General features: G+C 45.4%; 14 protein-coding genes. 13 read left to right on the top strand and 1 reads right to left on the bottom strand.

Translation table 11 applies throughout. The features are described from left to right. Positions 1–246: 246 nt before the first annotated feature. The 4 genes from OCV54_RS13025 (at position 247) to OCV54_RS13010 (ending at position 5,567) form a co-directional block, all read left to right on the top strand. Positions 247–627 carry a helix-turn-helix domain-containing protein gene (locus OCV54_RS13025; RefSeq protein ID WP_156327933.1) on the top strand — a complete coding sequence of 127 codons (381 nt, stop codon included), beginning with the start codon at positions 247–249 and terminating at the stop codon, positions 625–627. 40 nt (positions 628–667) lie between these two features. Beyond that, entirely contained in the window at positions 668–2,569 is a 1,902-nt protein-coding gene (locus OCV54_RS13020; protein WP_055224452.1) for an HD domain-containing phosphohydrolase, read from the top strand. Between the two features lie 19 nt (positions 2,570–2,588). Beyond that, entirely contained in the window at positions 2,589–4,928 is a 2,340-nt protein-coding gene (locus OCV54_RS13015) for an ATP-binding protein (RefSeq protein ID WP_055224450.1), read from the top strand. Between the two features lie 147 nt (positions 4,929–5,075). Further along, complete coding sequence (locus OCV54_RS13010) at positions 5,076–5,567, top strand: S24/S26 family peptidase (protein ID WP_262563501.1); 492 nt, start codon at positions 5,076–5,078, stop codon at positions 5,565–5,567. Positions 5,568–5,705: 138 nt separating this feature from the next. On the opposite strand, the gene OCV54_RS13005 is transcribed toward OCV54_RS13010, so the two are convergent. Further along, on the bottom strand, positions 5,706–7,001 hold the full coding sequence (locus tag OCV54_RS13005; protein ID WP_055224446.1) for a serpin family protein: 1,296 nt from the start codon (positions 6,999–7,001) through the stop codon (positions 5,706–5,708). Positions 7,002–7,288: 287 nt separating this feature from the next. Here OCV54_RS13005 and OCV54_RS13000 point away from each other — a divergent pair, with 287 nt between their 5' ends. The 9 genes from OCV54_RS13000 (at position 7,289) to OCV54_RS12960 (ending at position 16,208) form a co-directional block, all read left to right on the top strand. Then, positions 7,289–7,696: a DUF4186 domain-containing protein gene (locus OCV54_RS13000; protein WP_022215784.1), complete on the top strand. Its 408-nt coding sequence runs from the start codon at positions 7,289–7,291 to the stop codon at positions 7,694–7,696. 517 nt (positions 7,697–8,213) lie between these two features. Continuing rightward, positions 8,214–8,468 carry a helix-turn-helix domain-containing protein gene (locus OCV54_RS12995; RefSeq protein ID WP_015534224.1) on the top strand — a complete coding sequence of 85 codons (255 nt, stop codon included), beginning with the start codon at positions 8,214–8,216 and terminating at the stop codon, positions 8,466–8,468. A gap of 231 nt (positions 8,469–8,699) precedes the next feature. Continuing rightward, positions 8,700–9,104 carry a MerR family transcriptional regulator gene (locus tag OCV54_RS12990; RefSeq protein ID WP_055224444.1) on the top strand — a complete coding sequence of 135 codons (405 nt, stop codon included), beginning with the start codon at positions 8,700–8,702 and terminating at the stop codon, positions 9,102–9,104. 21 nt (positions 9,105–9,125) lie between these two features. Next, on the top strand, positions 9,126–10,877 hold the full coding sequence (locus OCV54_RS12985; protein ID WP_055224442.1) for a 1-deoxy-D-xylulose-5-phosphate synthase: 1,752 nt from the start codon (positions 9,126–9,128) through the stop codon (positions 10,875–10,877). Between the two features lie 326 nt (positions 10,878–11,203). Further along, complete coding sequence (locus OCV54_RS12980) at positions 11,204–12,541, top strand: TrkH family potassium uptake protein (RefSeq protein WP_055224440.1); 1,338 nt, start codon at positions 11,204–11,206, stop codon at positions 12,539–12,541. A gap of 15 nt (positions 12,542–12,556) precedes the next feature. Further along, a complete protein-coding gene (locus OCV54_RS12975) occupies positions 12,557–13,204 on the top strand; it encodes a potassium channel family protein (protein ID WP_015534220.1) in 648 nt (215 codons plus the stop codon). Between the two features lie 15 nt (positions 13,205–13,219). Continuing rightward, the gene (locus tag OCV54_RS12970; protein WP_015534219.1) at positions 13,220–13,474 is read left to right on the top strand and encodes a hypothetical protein; all 255 of its coding nucleotides are present in this window, start codon (positions 13,220–13,222) and stop codon (positions 13,472–13,474) included. 63 nt (positions 13,475–13,537) lie between these two features. Further along, positions 13,538–15,514 carry an ATP-binding protein gene (locus OCV54_RS12965; protein WP_055224437.1) on the top strand — a complete coding sequence of 659 codons (1,977 nt, stop codon included), beginning with the start codon at positions 13,538–13,540 and terminating at the stop codon, positions 15,512–15,514. Next, positions 15,507–16,208, top strand: coding sequence for a response regulator (locus tag OCV54_RS12960; protein WP_022216741.1), 702 nt, complete (start codon positions 15,507–15,509; stop codon positions 16,206–16,208). The genes OCV54_RS12965 and OCV54_RS12960 overlap by 8 nt, the downstream gene beginning before the upstream one ends. The last annotated feature ends 3 nt before the right edge of the window (positions 16,209–16,211 follow it).

Here is a 16,211-nt window from a genome sequence, read left to right as displayed (position 1 = left end):
AAAACAAAATGGATGCCACCTGTACAATACAGGATAGCATCCATGTGTTCAGCCTAGTTCATAAATATGTGTCCAGGATTCTGGGTACATATCACTTTTAACCTGTGGTTTATTTGTGTTATAGTATCTGTAGATTCCTTCTGACATATTTTATTATTAGTGTTCGGGATATTGACCCAGTTATAAGACTATTGGAGATATTGGTAGTCAGATAGTTTATAGCATTTACAATGGGAGGTATCATTTATGACACAGAACAATTTTCCAATGATCGATCTTTGCGCAACAGGCAAGAGGATCAAAGAAGTGAGAGAGCAGAAAGGAATCACCGTAAAAGCATTGCAGGCATTTCTCGGGTTCAATGAACCTGTATCGATCTACAAGTGGCAGAGGGGCGAATGCCTTCCTACATTTGACAATATGTATGCAATGGCCTGCCTCTTCGGGGTAGGGATTGACGACCTTCTGGTGGGAAACCGCCAGGAGGTTGTTTTTGTTTGCGCGCCATGGCGCGCTCTAACGGGTGTCATTTATCTCTGGGGACGGACCTCCGTCCCCATTAAATATTTGATTAATGGTGGTAGTGTGTTACAATTATATTTATATGTAAGTATAAACTTGAGCTGATCTGGGACCGGAATAATGTACGTGAGATGGGGGATTCGGTATGAAGAATGCAAGCAAGAGGCAGTATATACTGACGCTGATAGTGAGTTTTGTGGCAATTGTGGTACTGTCGTTGTGTACGATCATGACATTTTATAAGAAGTCAGTGAATGATACTCTGGCTTTGGCGGCAGAGACTGTTAAGCAGGAGCAGGAATATATGAATTCGTATCTGAATCGAGCCGTGGATGCGGTGGAAGTTACGAAGATCACTGTGGAGCATATGATGAGAGAAGGCAGGCCGGAGCAGGATATACTGAACTTTCTCACGAATGAATCAGATTATTATCTCCAGGATATAGATGCTGCATTCACAGGCGTATATGGCTTTATAAACGGCGAATACCTGGATGGTATAGGCTGGGTTCCCGACGATGATTATGTTCCTCAGGAGCGGGCATGGTACAAGGCAGCAGTGGCGGCAGACGGCCAGCCAACCCTGGGCCAGCCGTACATCGATGCGCAGACAGGTGATATTCTGATGTCAGTCAGCCAGTTACTCTATGATGGTGTGAGCGTAATATCTCTGGATGTAACTCTGGATCAAATACAGGCTGAGACGGAAAATATCAAATTAAATGGTCAGGGATATGCATTCGTCTGCGACAAGTCAGGCTTGGTGATAACCCATTTAGACAAGAAAGATGTAGGACAGGACTATACTCAGGGTGAAATGTCTGCACTCATGAAGGGCATAACGGACAATGACGGCGAACCATTTCAAGCGGTTGTTGATGACAAGAAGGTGACGGTTTTCAGCTGTTCCATAGTTGATGAATGGTATGTGGTCATGGTCATCACAAATGAGAAGCTGTACCACGGAATAAGAAACCTGATAGGCTACGATATAGGCGTTGGAATAGTTTTATATATAATTATAGTGTTCTTCTGTACCAGATCCAAGAATAGTACGGATGCAATCATGAGCCAGCTCGATGAGACAAATAACGAACTCACAGACCTGAATAATATGGTCATGCAGGCATTTGCCAAGACGATAGATGCAAAGGACAAATACACAAAAGGCCACTCCGTGCGTGTTGCCAGATACAGCCGTGAGCTGGTGAAGCGGATGGGCGGAACAATCAGGGAGCAGGACGAGATATATCAGATAGCACTGCTTCATGATATGGGCAAGATACGTATTCCGGACAACATAATCAACAAGCCGGGAAGACTTACGGATGAAGAATTCTCCATGATAAAGCTTCATTGTGTAAATGGATACCATATTCTCAAGAATATAAATGCATTTCCGGAACTGGCGGTGGGCGCAAAGTATCACCACGAGAGGTACGATGGAACAGGATATCCAAGTGGGCTGAAGGGAGAAAATATACCGAGGTGTGCAAGGATCATAGCGGTGGCGGACAGCTATGATGCCATGACATCCAACCGAAGCTACAGATACGCCCTGCCACAGAAGATAGTGCGCGATGAGATGGAGAAGGGCAAGGGCAGTCAGTTTGATCCGGACATTGCAGAAGTCATGCTCAGTATGATTGATGAGGATGAAGACTACAACATGAGACAGGTCGAGAAGATGGTCAGCAATATCCTTGTTGTAGATGACGAGAAGATAAATATCAGACTTATAGAGAATATCTGCAAAAACGAGCCTCTCTACAAGGTCATTGCGGCTGAGAGCGGAAAGCAGGCCATAGACATAGTGGGAAATCAGCAGATAGACCTAGTATTGCTCGATATCGAGATGCCAGACATGGATGGATTCCAGACGCTGGAAGAGATACGAAAGATCACAGACGTACCGGTCATATTCGTAACAGCTTATAAGGATTATAAGCTGATAGAGAGAGCGAGACAGATGGGGGTTGAGGATTATATTACGAAGCCGTTCCTTCCAATAGTTTTCCTTGAGACCTTGTACGGAGTTATCGGTTAAATACAGATGGGGGGACACTTTGGGGAAGATAGTAAATGAGAAATCAGATAAAAAAAGTTCAAAGGCTGTACCTTGGAAGAAGATGCTCAACAATGATACGGATATGCAGCTTCTCCTCTTTAATATAATTACAGGTGGAGGCACCGTTGGCGGAATCATCAGCTTTATAGCGAGCCTGATCATCAAAACTCCACTTATACAAGATGTTGCCATATTGACCGCGTTGGCTGTGCTCGGCATATGCATTTACCTTGCAAATGCAAAAAAGATGGTGAGACAGAGTGCTATAGTGATCGTTTTTGTTATAACTTTGATGGCATTTCCGATGATGTTCTTCACCTCGGGCGGAGCGTACAGCGGTATGGGTTTCTGGTTTGGCTTAGGCATGATATTCTCATTCCTTCTGATAGATGGCATGTTTTGCTATGTCATGCTGGCTGTCCAGATCATAATGGTGGTTGCATGTTACATAGTCTCGTATAAATACCCAGAACTGGTGATCCCATTGGCAAATGAGAGAAGTGTGTATGTAGACATGCTCCAGAGCCTTATAATATTCGGCATAGTTATCGGATCCATAGTGAGATTCCAGAATGCCGTATACAAGTGTAAACTAGAGGAGATAGAGCAGATAAATGAGGAGCTTACCAGGGCGAAGAATGATGCTGATGTGGCGAACCATGCCAAATCCGAGTTCCTTGCGCATATGTCCCATGAGATCAGGACTCCGCTAAATACCATAGTGGGGATGAATGAGATAATAATGAGAGAGACACACGAGGAACAAACCATGAAATGTGCCAGGGATATACAGAGCTCAAGTGATATCCTGGTAGATCTGGTGAGGGATGTGCTGGATTTCTCCAAGATAGAATCGGGCAGGATGGAGATAGTCAATGAGGAATATCATTTCAGCCAGCTGCTCAGCAATGTGTTGTCTGTTATGGAGTCCAGAGCAAGACAGAAGAATCTGGAGCTTGATGCCGAGGTTCAGGAGATTTTGTACAATGATCTGAAAGGCGATTCCGCCAGAATATGCCGGATCCTGATAAATCTTATTGGAAATGCTGTGAAGTATACGAAGAAAGGTTCGATCAGAGTGACCGTCCATATGGAGGATCATGGTGCAGATCCCCATAATGTGGAACTGGTCATGGCTGTTCGTGATACTGGAATCGGAATAAAAGAGGAAGATCAGGAGAGACTTTTTAAAGATTTTGAGCGGCTTGATCTGTCGAATAACCGATCTATAGAGGGGACAGGACTTGGACTGGCCATCACATATCACCTTGTGGAAATGATGGGTGGAAGTATAACCTGCCACAGTAAGTATGGACATGGGACTACATTTGTGGTAAAAATCAGCCAGGAACGTCTGTCCGATGAGAGAATAGGCGATTTTAAGGACAGGCACAGACAGTATATGAAGGAGAGAAAGACGTATAAGAGCAAATTGTGTGCCCCGGATGTCAGTGTTCTTGTTGTGGATGACAATGTCATGAATCTGAAAGTTATCAAGATGATGCTTAAGCCTACACGTATGAAGGTTTCGACCTGTGCCAGCGGTGCCGAGTGTCTGGAGCTTATAAAAAAGTACAGGTATGATATCATCCTTATGGATCACATGATGCCTGAGATGGATGGCATGGAGACATTTCACCGTGCTATGCTCATGCGCGACAGCCTGTGTGGCAGGAGTACATATATAGTCATGACTGCAAATGCTGTCATGGGTGCAAGAGAGATGTATCTGGCGGAAGGATTTAAGGATTATATCAGCAAGCCGGTGCAGCCGGAGGTGCTGGAAGATATCCTGATGAGATATATACCTGAGGATAAGCTGGTGGATCCGACGGTATGTGATGAAGATCGGGAAAGCCCAACAATGGGTGCCGGAACCGTAGACGAAAAAACAGATGTTATGGGAAAACAGAATAAAGCTACGGAAGAGACTTGCGCGGTAGAAAAATGTGAAAATATGACTCGAGATGGGTTTTCAAAACAGGATTTAGACATATCTTGTAAAGAAGTTCACATTGACCACGAGAAAGGTCTTACATACTGCGGGGGCAGTGAAGACTTTTTGAAAGAAATCATATCAATGTATGCAGCTGACGACAAGCGCGCAGAGATACAGAAGGCTTATGATGAAAAAGATTGGGACGGCTACAGGATATTGATACATACGGTAAAAAGTACATCCAGAACGATCGGAGCCATGGAGCTGGGCGATGAGGCGCAGGAGCTGGAGAATGCGGTTAAAGAACTTGATGTGGATATGATCTGCAAGATGCATGAGAGTGTGATGGCTTCTTACTCGGCTGTACTTGACTGGTGCCGTGTGACAACCGCTCAGTAGGTCCGATATTTTCACAAGACGATAGAATGTAGAACATAGTGCACATATGCAATATTGCAATATGCACAAAAACAGATTACTAATACATGAATACTTGACATTTTCCCATATAATAATACGTCATTATGATATACAATATTGTATTATTTGAAAAATGGGGGAGACCAGGCAATTGTTAAGCAGACAGCCCTGGCATCCATACATGAGAATGATGTCATATCATTTTATTCATCGGATCCGGCTCTTTCTGGTGCGGTAAATACACATAGAGTTGTCTCGATAGAGACGGATGGTAATAATTATAGGTATATTACAAAGGGCGACGCCAATAATGTGGTGGACCGTTATGATGTGGACTCAAGAGACCTGCTTGGCAGGGTGGTGTGGTCGTCACTCATACTTGGCAAGATAGTGAGGCTTGTGTCTAACCCACTTATATTTGTACCCATAATTCTTGTTCCGCTTGCCATTATACTCATAGCCAACCTCGTAAAGACTGTATCCTATGCAAGAAAGATAGCAAAGGATGAGGAGGAAGCAGCTATAAAAGAGGCGATCCAGTATATACGGGAGAAGAATCTCAGAGAAACAGATGACACGACAGAATCCAATGAGAATTCAGAGAGAAAGTCGGAATAGTGGGCCTATAGAAAAAAGCACACAAGATTTTGAGATCTTGTGTGCTTTTTTGATATTCGCAAAGAAAAGTGAAAATGTTCCATTTTTTGCGAGTAAAAGCTGCTGAAGCAAGTCCTGGTATGTGTCGATAATCAAAAATTACAGCGAATTCACCCTGCCCATGAACAGGATCATTCCTGTGCTCTGATCTTCAATCACATACACAAATGGCTTGTCCACAATAAAGTTATATGTTTCTTCACTTGGCATCATTGCTGTTTCCTTGACCATGATGTCTGTCTCTGCTGCGGCCTTGGTTCCGTTCTCGTCCACGATAACCTTTGCCCTGTGATTTACAGATGAGACTGCGATTCCGTCGGCAATCTTGGAGAAGTCTGCGCTGTCTGAATATGCAGATCTTATTCCCATGTTCTGAAGAATTTCATCGAGACCGTCAATGCTCTGCTCATCTGTGAATTTTGGGAGCTGGAGTGTATCGATCTCTACGTTGTTGGCATTATCCAGAGAGTCGATGAGCTTCTGTTTTTCTTCGTTGCTTAGTTTGTCAAAGAGTTCATTTATGTCTCCGTCATCGGCGGTTGGCATGAACACCTTCATGACAACATTGTCGCCGTCGTATGGAAGAGTGATTCCTTTGATCTCACCGTTGTCCATGTATGTGAAGTGCTCACCGTAGAGATGCATCATATCAACAACGCTTTCCTTGTCGGTTCCGTAGAAGCTGCTCTGAAAAGTTTTATCCTCGGTAAAAGGAGTATCCCATTTCCCCTCGAAGTAAACTGCGTTTATGAGCATCATTACGGTTCCACCAGGAATCTCCTTTAAGATTTCAGGGATCATCTTGTTAGTGTTTGTGCTGACCCAATTGTTGACATTCTGTACAACTTTGTCCGGCTGACCGTTGAAGTCTGCTTCATACACCTCACCTGAGTAGTAATCTTTGGCAGGTGTAAGGAAATCCTTTTCTATGTCAGCTGACCAGGATGTATCCTTGTTCATCCATACTGAATTTGCTGTGTTGACAAATGTATTCTGTGACCAGTCTTTTGACAGATATGTCTTCATTTCAGCATTCCACTCGTCAAGATCTGTTATGCCGAGAGCATTTTCGAGCTCTTTTTTTGTTGCACCGTTTGCACCTACATCCAGCATGGACAGTGCACTTGAAATGCTGTAAGGCGAGTAAAATATGTTCTCGTCAGCTGGAAGTGCAGAATACATATTCATAGAGAATTCATTGATTCCGTTCTTTAGCTGGTCAAATGATGTTATATCCGTTTTGACCGAAGTCACAGTGATGTTGTCAGTGAGGGAAGTGACCGACGAATCAGTTTTGGTGTGACCGGGATTATTCCCCGGTGTATTTGTGCCGCAGCCGGCAAGACCTGCACACATACAGGCGCTGAGTAGTAATGCTGTCATTCGTTTTTTCATAGTTGAAACCTCCTTATTGTAAAGCCCATCGTATCGTCCCGATGATTTATTGTAACTGGTATATCGTCAACTCTCAATATATATACGAGTAGCAAGAGTTTTTTTATGGACTTTTTTCAACAAATTTTTATATGAGAGGTTTTTATATTAGATTCGTGAGACAGTGAACAATGAACTTGGAAAATGTACGGATTAGATATATATTAGACACAGAGGCTTAATCAGCTTCTATAATCAGTTTTCATACGGAGGAAATACGATGACACTTATAAATGGAGATGATAGGGTTGACAAAGGAAGAATGGTACGCCCGGCTTTTTGAGCGTCTGGGAAGGTCGAAATTTCGCAGTGGATTTCATTTGACACAGAAAGATATCGACTATATACATGAAAAGGGGCTGGATACCATAAGACAGCATGCACGGGATTTCATAGCGCAGAGGGAAGCTCCGGCATTCATACCAAATGACGGAAAGCAGACTCCCATGCGGGGACATCCGGTATTTGTGGCACAGCATGCGACGGCTACATGCTGCCGGGAATGCATACGTAAGTGGCATACATTTGCCCCGGGAGTGGAGCTTGGTCCAAGACAGCAGGAGTATCTGGTGGATGTTATCATGACCTGGATAGAGAGGGAGCTTGAAGCAGCCGGGGATAAAATAATTTTATACCAGCGGTGTAATGACAAATAATTATATTTGTGGTAGAGTACAGTTTAGGTGGTCAAATAAAAGAAGAAAATCAGGACACACCAATAAAAAATGACTTAGGAAAAGGAACCCGGAAGGGTAGTCAGGAAAGGAAAGAATCATGTTAAGTATAGTTTTCGCTAAATACATAACCCGAGAGTTTAATAGTGATGTGGCAGGGAATACTTTACATACAGATGATAAGCTGCGTGAACATATGTACTCATATGGTACAGGGCGAGAGCGTACGGAACATGATCATACAAATATGCTGACCTGAATGATCTGAGCAAATACATAACAGATCAGATAGGTTTCGATAGACTGAGATCAGCCAGATCTATCAGCATTTATAGATTGGAATCATGATGTACGAAAAAGCGTCCATCCATGTGAGTATTATAGAAGTATTCATGTGGATGGGCGTTTTTTGCGTGTTTTTTAACTCGTCTTTGTGAAGAAGAAATCTGTCACAATTGTAGCAATGCAGATGAGATGAGAATTTTGGGAGGGAAGTATTATGTGTAATGTACCAACAATTGACATGACAGGAACAGGCAGAAATATTGTGAAGCTTAGACAGAATGCAGGTTTTTCTGTAAAGGATCTGCAGGATATATTTGGATTTGCCACTCCAAATGCGATATACAAGTGGCAGAAGGGTATGGCTATGCCAACCGTAGATAACCTGATCATTCTGGCCGCCATCTTTGGTGTAACAGTGGATGATATCATTGCAGTAAACATCTGCTCGACAGTTGGAATCAGTGCGTAGCATAAAAATTTACATATTCATGTATATAAAGGCGGACAGCGGTAACTACGTTGCCCGCCTCTTTTATATCCTGTATGGGGTCAGGCACCTCCGTCCCCATAAGGGGTGAAAATTGGGGGTTGACTTGGAGTGAGCTCCAAGTGATATATTCAATGTAACATATAGGTATTGTGTGAGTGCATATAGCTATAAATAGAAAGGTTTTCTTGAAATTAGGAAAGAGGTGGCAATATGACTATCAAAGAAGTAAGTGAAAAGTTTGATATCACCGCTGATACGCTCAGGTATTACGAGAGGGTTGGGCTTATCCCTCCTGTTGCTAGAAATGCTAACGGTAACAGGGATTATCAGGAAAAGGATGTCGATTGGGTTGAACACACTGTATGCATGAGAAATGCTGGTGTTCCGATAGAGGCGCTTATTGAATATGTAAAACTGTTCCAGATGGGAGATGCTACATTTGGCGCGAGGCTGGATCTCCTTAAGGAGCAGTATGAGAAACTTGAGGAGCAGAGAAAACAGATTGAAGCCACCATGGATAGATTACATTACAAGATATCCAAATATGAGGAGGCCGTGAAGACCGGCAAGCTTGTATGGGACGGGAAAATTACCGATGGCGAATGCACTATGTAAAAACAGGAGGATAAAGAAAAAATGTATATTGAAAATATCAACGGACCACAGGATGTAAAGAAACTGACAGTAGACGAGATGGGAACACTTGCAGACGAGATGAGACATGCACTTCTCATCAGAGCCAGCAAACACGGCGGACATTTTGGGCCAAACTTTGGTATGGTTGAGGCAACCATAGCACTTCACTATGTATTTGAGTCACCTAAGGATAAGATTGTGTATGACGTGTCACACCAGAGCTATCCTCATAAAATGCTTACTGGAAGAAAGGATGCCTACCTCTATGAGGAGCACTATGATGATGTGACTGGTTACAGCAACCCGCATGAGAGCGAGCACGACTTCTTCACGGTTGGACATACTTCAACATCCATCAGTCTGGCTGCAGGCCTTGCAAAGGCAAGGGACCTTCAGGGCGCAGAGGGCAATGTGATAGCGGTGATAGGCGATGGCTCCCTGTCAGGAGGAGAGGCCCTTGAAGGCTTGGACTACGCTAAAGAACTGGATGGCAACCTCATCATAGTTGTAAATGACAACGATATGTCCATAGCTGAGAACCACGGAGGACTCTATACAAATCTCAAATTACTCAGAGATACTAAGGGAACAGCAGAGTGCAATCTGTTCCGCGCCATGGGACTTGATTATTATTACGTGCATGAAGGCAATGATGTGGCAGCCCTCATAGACACATTCCAGAAGGTAAAAGATTCAAAGAAGCCTGTTGTGGTCCACATCAGAACCCTCAAGGGAAAGGGTTATGCCCCAGCCGAGGAGCACAAGGAGCAGTGGCACTACAGCGGACCATTTGACATAGAGACAGGAAGATCGTTATTTGAAGGTGACGAGGAGGACTACTCAAGCGTGTCCTGTGATTACCTGCTTGACAAGATGAAGAAGGATCCAAAGGTCGTTGCCATCACAGCTGGAACACCGACAGTTATAGGATTTACAGAGGATAAGAGACGTGAGGCCGGAAAGCAGTTTGTCGACGTGGGAATCGCAGAGGAGACAGCGGTGGCTCTTGCATCAGGAATTGCAGCAGGCGGCGGAAAGCCGGTGTTCGGTGTGTACAGCTCATTTGTGCAGAGAACATTTGACCAGATATCTCAGGATCTCTGTATCAACAACAATGCAGCCACTATAGTGACATTTGCAGGATCTGTATATGGAATGAATGATGTGACACATCTGGGATTTCAGGATATCCCAATGCTTTCAAATATCCCGAATCTTGTATATCTTGCTCCGACAACAAAGGAAGAGTATATTGCTATGCTTGACTGGAGCATAGAGCAGAATGAGCATCCGGTGGCCATCAAGCTTCCAGGTGGTGCGATGGTAAGTGGAAGACCTGTTACGAAGAACTTTGGAGATTTGAATAAATATGAGGTGACACAGAAGGGAAGCAAGGTTGCCCTACTCGGCCTTGGGACCTTCTATAGTCTGGCAAATGTCGTGGCAGACGAGATGAAGAGTGAGCTTGGAATAGATGCCACTGTCATCAATCCTTACTATATCACAGGGCTTGACGAGGAGCTTCTCGAAAGCCTCAAGGCAGACCACTCGGTTGTCATCACTATTGAAGATGGTATACTGGACGGCGGATTCGGTGAGAAGATTGCAAGATTCTACGGTGATTCTGATATGAAGGTACTGAATTATGGTCTCAAGAAGGAATTCCTTGACAGGTACGATGTCGAAGAGGTTCTTAAGGATAATCGTCTTGATGCAGAGATGATCGCGGAGGACGTTAAGGGCCTTTTGTAAAGAGTATGATTATCTATGATAGATATGTTTATGTGAATAATTTATTAGTAGAAATATAGAACAGACATAAAATGCCCCATATAATTCTGAAATTATTTATTCCCAGAAATTATATGGGGATATTTTATTCGAATGTCTGATCATGATATGATGCCGAGTTCTGTCAGAATTGATATGGCTCCTTCGGCGTTTGCTATACTCTGCGCTGTTTTTTCAAAGAATGAGCGCCTTAATGCAATCTTAATACAGCACACCGGATCATTACACCGTTTTTTTATATTTCATGATATACTCTTTGTAAACAAACAAAAATAGGAGAAGTATATATGTCTGAAATTACACATAGAAAAAAGCGACTGTCATCCTTTAAGCTGATCGTTTTGGGCTTTGCCGGGGTTATTCTGCTCGGAGCACTGATATTGATGCTTCCGTTTTCATCGACTGCCGGAGTTGTTACGCCGTTTCACGAGGCGCTGTTCACATCGACCTCGGCCGTTTGCGTTACGGGGCTGGTCGTGCAGGATACGGGCAGTTATTGGTCCGCTTTCGGGCAGACGGTAATACTGCTGATGATCCAGATAGGCGGGCTCGGTGTTGTGACAGTTGCGGCATTTTTCGCCATGCTGTCCGGCAGAAAAATATCGCTGATGCAGCGCAGTACCATGCAGGACGCCATCTCTGCCCCGAAGGTCGGCGGGATCGTCCGCCTGACCCGCTTTATTGTACGGGGAACTTTTTTGATCGAGCTTATCGGAATGATCGTCATGCTGCCGACATTTTGCGGAAACTTCGGTATCAAGGGAATTTGGATGGCGGCATTTCATTCGATTTCCGCCTTTTGCAACGCCGGCTTTGACATACTCGGCACCGCAGAAAACAAATACCCGTCTCTTACGGGATACATCGGAGAGCCTACAATAAACATTGCAATTATGCTTTTAATTATTGTGGGCGGTATTGGATTTTTGACCTGGGATGATATTTACACAAACAAGTGGCATTTCAAAAAATACCGTATGCAAAGTAAGGTCATATTGGTAACAACGGCAATCCTCATTATCGCTCCCGCAGTATTCTTTTTCTTCTGTGATTTTACGGGGCTGCCGCTCGCCGAAAGGATTCTTGCGTCGCTTTTTCAGTCTGTCACACCGAGAACCGCCGGTTTCAATACCGCCGATCTTCCCGCTATGACCGGTTCCTCCAAGGCAATTATGATTCTGCTGATGCTCGTCGGCGGATCGCCCGGCTCCACGGCAGGCGGTATGAAAACGACCACGCTTGCCGTTCTGATTCTGAGTGCATTCTCCGTCTGTTGCAAAAAGGACGATGTCGAAGTCTGCGGCAGGCGCATTGACGGTTCGGCAGTGAAAAACGCCGCAGCCGTTGCCGTAATGTATTTCCTGCTGTTTTTTGTCGGCGGCATTGTTATCAGCACGGCAGAAGGTCTGCCGCTTAGCACCTGCCTTTACGAAACGGCGTCCGCTGTCGGAACGGTCGGGCTTACCCTTGGGATCACACCGCAGCTCGGTGTTCTTTCTCAGCTTATTTTGATCGTCTTGATGTATCTCGGCAGAGTTGGCGGACTTACCCTGATTTACGCGGCGATCTCCAATAAAAATCAGAGCGGTGCAAAGCTGCCGCTCGAAAATATCACAGTCGGATAAAGGAGTTACTATATTATGAAAAACATATTGTTGATAGGTCTCGGCAGATTCGGTAGGCATATCGCTTTGCAGCTGAATAAGCTCGGGCATGAGGTGATGGCGGTAGACAGCAACGAAGAAAGGGTCAATAAAATTCTGCCGATCGTTACTAACGCACAGATAGGTGACAGCACAAACACGGAATTTTTAAAGTCGCTCGGAATCGGAAACTTTGATGTGTGCATAGTCACCATAGGAGGAAATTTTCAAAATTCGCTGGAAACCACTTCTTTGCTGAAAGAACTCGGCGCAAAATTAGTTGTATCCCGTGCCGAGCGTGATGTGCAGGAGAAATTTCTTCTGCGTAACGGAGCGGACGAGGTCGTTTACCCAGAAAAACAGGTAGCAAATTGGGCTGCTATTCGGTACACCGCCGATCACATACGGGATTACATCGAGGTCGATGAGGCTCATGCCATTTTTGAGGTAGAGGTTCCGGAGGGGTGGATCGGAAAAACCGTCGGAGAGCTGGATATCCGCAGAAAATACAGCATCAATATCATGGCGACCAAGGAGAACGGGAAAATCAATATGGCAGTTTCACCGGAAACCGTTCTTACGAACAAGACCACTCTTTTGGTTCTCGGTGCTTACAAAGAACTGCAAAAGTGTTTTCGCATTTAACAGAGGTGAGTGAGGATGGCTGAACTATTGCTGATCGTCAGCCTGCTTGGCATATTTGCTTTCGGATTTTATCTTATGAGCAGGCTGGATCGATTTCTTGAAGAAAACAGAAAAGCATTGTTAAAGGAAAACGAATCCCGTGAGCCTTCCGAAATTCTGCTGCCGCAGGGGCTGTCCGAAAGTGAAATATTATGTGAGATCCGCCGTTTTCGTGAAACGCACGGAAATGTCGATATTATTCTTTCCGATGGGCAGAAGAATGATTTTTAGACTGCGGTAGATTTTTTTACAGTTTTACTGTATAATAATAAAATAAAAATGGCGGTGAAACCGATGAAAGTACAAAACGAACAGTCAAAATTCGATACAGACGAGCATATCCTTGTCTGCCTATCCTCTTCGCCGTCCAATGCAAGAATCATACACACCGCCGCAAAGATGGCTAAGACCCTTCATGCAAGATTTACCGCCATCTATGTGCAGACGGATACGGTCATAAATGATGAGGATCAGTCCCGACTTTCGCAGAACATACAGCTCGCGCAAAGGCTCGGCGCCGAGATCGTTATGACGCACGGCGAGGATGTACCGCTGCAGATCTCGGAATATGTCAGGCTTTCCGATGTCACAAAAATTGTGATCGGGCAAAGCAGTGCCAGACGCAGATGGCTGTTCGGAAGACCGACTCTCACTGAAAAGCTGATCTCCTCCGCCCCCGATGTTGACATTCATATTATTCCCGATGCACTGAACTACACAAAGCCGCACAGACGCCGTCTGTTCTTAGGTGCAGAGATACCGTCGCTGCGGGATATTGCCGTGACCGTCCTGGCGCTTGCCGTATGTACGGCGATCGGGTTTCTGTTCGACCATCTCGACTTTCCCGATACCAATATCGTTACGGTATACATCCTAGGCGTGCTGATGATCTCCGTTTTGACCAAAGGATACCTTTGCAGTATGGCAGGCTCACTTCTAAGTGTTGTATTGTTCGGATTTTTCCTTACCGAACCCAGGTTGTCCTTTCAGACATATGCCGTAGGCTATCCCGTTACCTTTGCAGTCATGCTGGCGTCTTCCGTTCTCACCGGCACGCTTGCCTCGAAGCTGAAAGATCATGCAAGGCTCTCGGCTCGCTCCGCGTTCCGTGTGCAGGTGCTGTTCGACACTGATCGTCTGCTGCAAAAAGCAAAAAGCAACGATGATGTTTTAAGCGTGACCTGTATGCAGCTCTCTCGGCTGCTTGACCGAAGCATTGTTGCCTATACGAAAGGCGAAAACGGAATGTTGTCCGGGCGGCTGTATGCCGAAAAAAAGGATATACACGCTGAAAAGCTGCTAAGCGATGCAGAGCGGCAGACCGCAGAATGGGTGCTTCAAAACGGTTGCCGTGCAGGAGCAGCGACAGCACAGTTTGGAAAATCCGAATGTCTTTATCTTGCGATCCGTGCAGGCGGCAGAGTATACGGTGTAATCGGGATACCGATGAAACCCGAAAAGCCCGATTCATTTGAGAGCAGCATCGTACTTTCGGTTGTGAACGAATGTGCGCTGGCAATGGATAATGCTCACAACGCCGCCGAAAAGGAACGGGCGGCAGATCTTGCAAAAAGCGAGCAGCTGCGCGCCGACCTTTTGCGGTCGATCTCACACGATCTGCGTACGCCGCTTTGCTCCGTTTCGGGTAATGCGGACACGCTTTTGCATAACGGAAACTGCCTGGACGAAGCAACCAAGCAGCAGATCTATAAAGATATTTATGACGATTCCGAATGGCTGATCGGCGTGGTGGAAAATCTGCTGTATGTTACACGGCTGAATGACGGACGCCTGAAGCTGGAGCTTACCGACCAGCTTGTAGACGAAGTGGTTAACGAAGCCGTTTCGCACTTGAAGAAAAAATCCGTCGGACACAAGGTGACGGTAAGGTGCGACGATTTGATCCTTGCCCGTATGGACGCACATCTTATCGTGCAGGTCATTGTCAACCTTATTGATAATGCTTTGAAATATACCGAACAAGGCTCCGAGATCTGCGTAAGTGCCGAAAAACAGGGCGGGGATGCCGTGATCCGAGTCGCCGATAACGGAAACGGAATTGCAGACGATATGAAACCGCATATTTTTGAGATGTTTTACACCGGAAAAAATACCGTCGCAGACAGCCGCAGAAGCTTCGGGATCGGGCTTACCCTGTGTAAATCTATCGTAGAGCTGCACGGCGGAACGCTGACGCTTACGGATAACGTACCGCACGGCTGCATATTTACCTTTACTTTACCGCTCAGCGAGGTGACTCTGAATGAATAAACCCCTTGTTCTCGTTGTGGAGGACGACCGTCCCGTCCGCAATCTGATCGTAACAACATTAAAGGCGCACGATTACCGCTACCTGACCGCGGAGAACGGACACAGCGCTATTATAGAAGCGACCTCCCATAACCCGGATATCGTTCTGCTGGATCTGGGGTTGCCGGATATTGACGGCACACAGGTGATCGAAAGCATCCGCTCATGGTCAAATATGCCCATTATTGTGATCAGTGCGCGCAGCGAGGATAAAGACAAAATCACGGCGCTGGATGCCGGGGCGGACGACTATCTGACAAAGCCCTTTTCCGTAGAGGAGCTTTTGGCACGCCTTCGGGTCACGCAAAGACGGCTGCTGCTGCTTCAGGCAAGCGGCGACGCCGACTCACCCGTTTTTCAAAACGGCAAGCTTAAAATTGATTATGCTGCCGGCTGCGCTTATCTAAATGGGGAGGAATTGCACCTGACCCCGATTGAATACAAGCTTTTGTGTCTGCTCTCTCATAATGTCGGAAAGGTGCTGACGCACACCTATATCACGCAGCAGATTTGGGGCAGCAGCTGGGAAAAAGATATTGCTTCTCTGCGGGTGTTTATGGCGACCCTGCGCAAAAAGCTGGAGTCGCAAAAGGACAGTCCGCAATACATTCAGACGCATATCGGCGTCGGTTACCGTATGCTGCGGGTAGACTGAGAA

The sequence above is a fragment of the Coprococcus aceti genome (assembly GCF_025567285.1).
GTDB classification, from domain to species: Bacteria; Bacillota; Clostridia; order Lachnospirales; family Lachnospiraceae; genus Coprococcus; species Coprococcus aceti.
Note: the sequence above shows the minus strand (reverse complement) of the source record. Positions and strands in the feature narration are given on the sequence as shown.

What these genes read in the sequence shown, in the direction of transcription:
- OCV54_RS12975 (WP_015534220.1), top strand. Translation starts at nt 12,557, where the DNA reads ATGAAAAACATATTGTTGATAGGTCTCGGCAGATTCGGTAGGCATATC.
- OCV54_RS12980 (WP_055224440.1), top strand. Translation starts at nt 11,204, where the DNA reads ATGTCTGAAATTACACATAGAAAAAAGCGACTGTCATCCTTTAAGCTG.
- OCV54_RS13005 (WP_055224446.1), bottom strand. Translation starts at nt 7,001, where the DNA reads ATGAAAAAACGAATGACAGCATTACTACTCAGCGCCTGTATGTGTGCA.
- OCV54_RS13025 (WP_156327933.1), top strand. Translation starts at nt 247, where the DNA reads ATGACACAGAACAATTTTCCAATGATCGATCTTTGCGCAACAGGCAAG.
- OCV54_RS12995 (WP_015534224.1), top strand. Translation starts at nt 8,214, where the DNA reads ATGTGTAATGTACCAACAATTGACATGACAGGAACAGGCAGAAATATT.
- OCV54_RS12970 (WP_015534219.1), top strand. Translation starts at nt 13,220, where the DNA reads ATGGCTGAACTATTGCTGATCGTCAGCCTGCTTGGCATATTTGCTTTC.
- OCV54_RS12965 (WP_055224437.1), top strand. Translation starts at nt 13,538, where the DNA reads ATGAAAGTACAAAACGAACAGTCAAAATTCGATACAGACGAGCATATC.
- OCV54_RS12985 (WP_055224442.1), top strand. Translation starts at nt 9,126, where the DNA reads ATGTATATTGAAAATATCAACGGACCACAGGATGTAAAGAAACTGACA.
- OCV54_RS12960 (WP_022216741.1), top strand. Translation starts at nt 15,507, where the DNA reads ATGAATAAACCCCTTGTTCTCGTTGTGGAGGACGACCGTCCCGTCCGC.
- OCV54_RS12990 (WP_055224444.1), top strand. Translation starts at nt 8,700, where the DNA reads ATGACTATCAAAGAAGTAAGTGAAAAGTTTGATATCACCGCTGATACG.
- OCV54_RS13020 (WP_055224452.1), top strand. Translation starts at nt 668, where the DNA reads ATGAAGAATGCAAGCAAGAGGCAGTATATACTGACGCTGATAGTGAGT.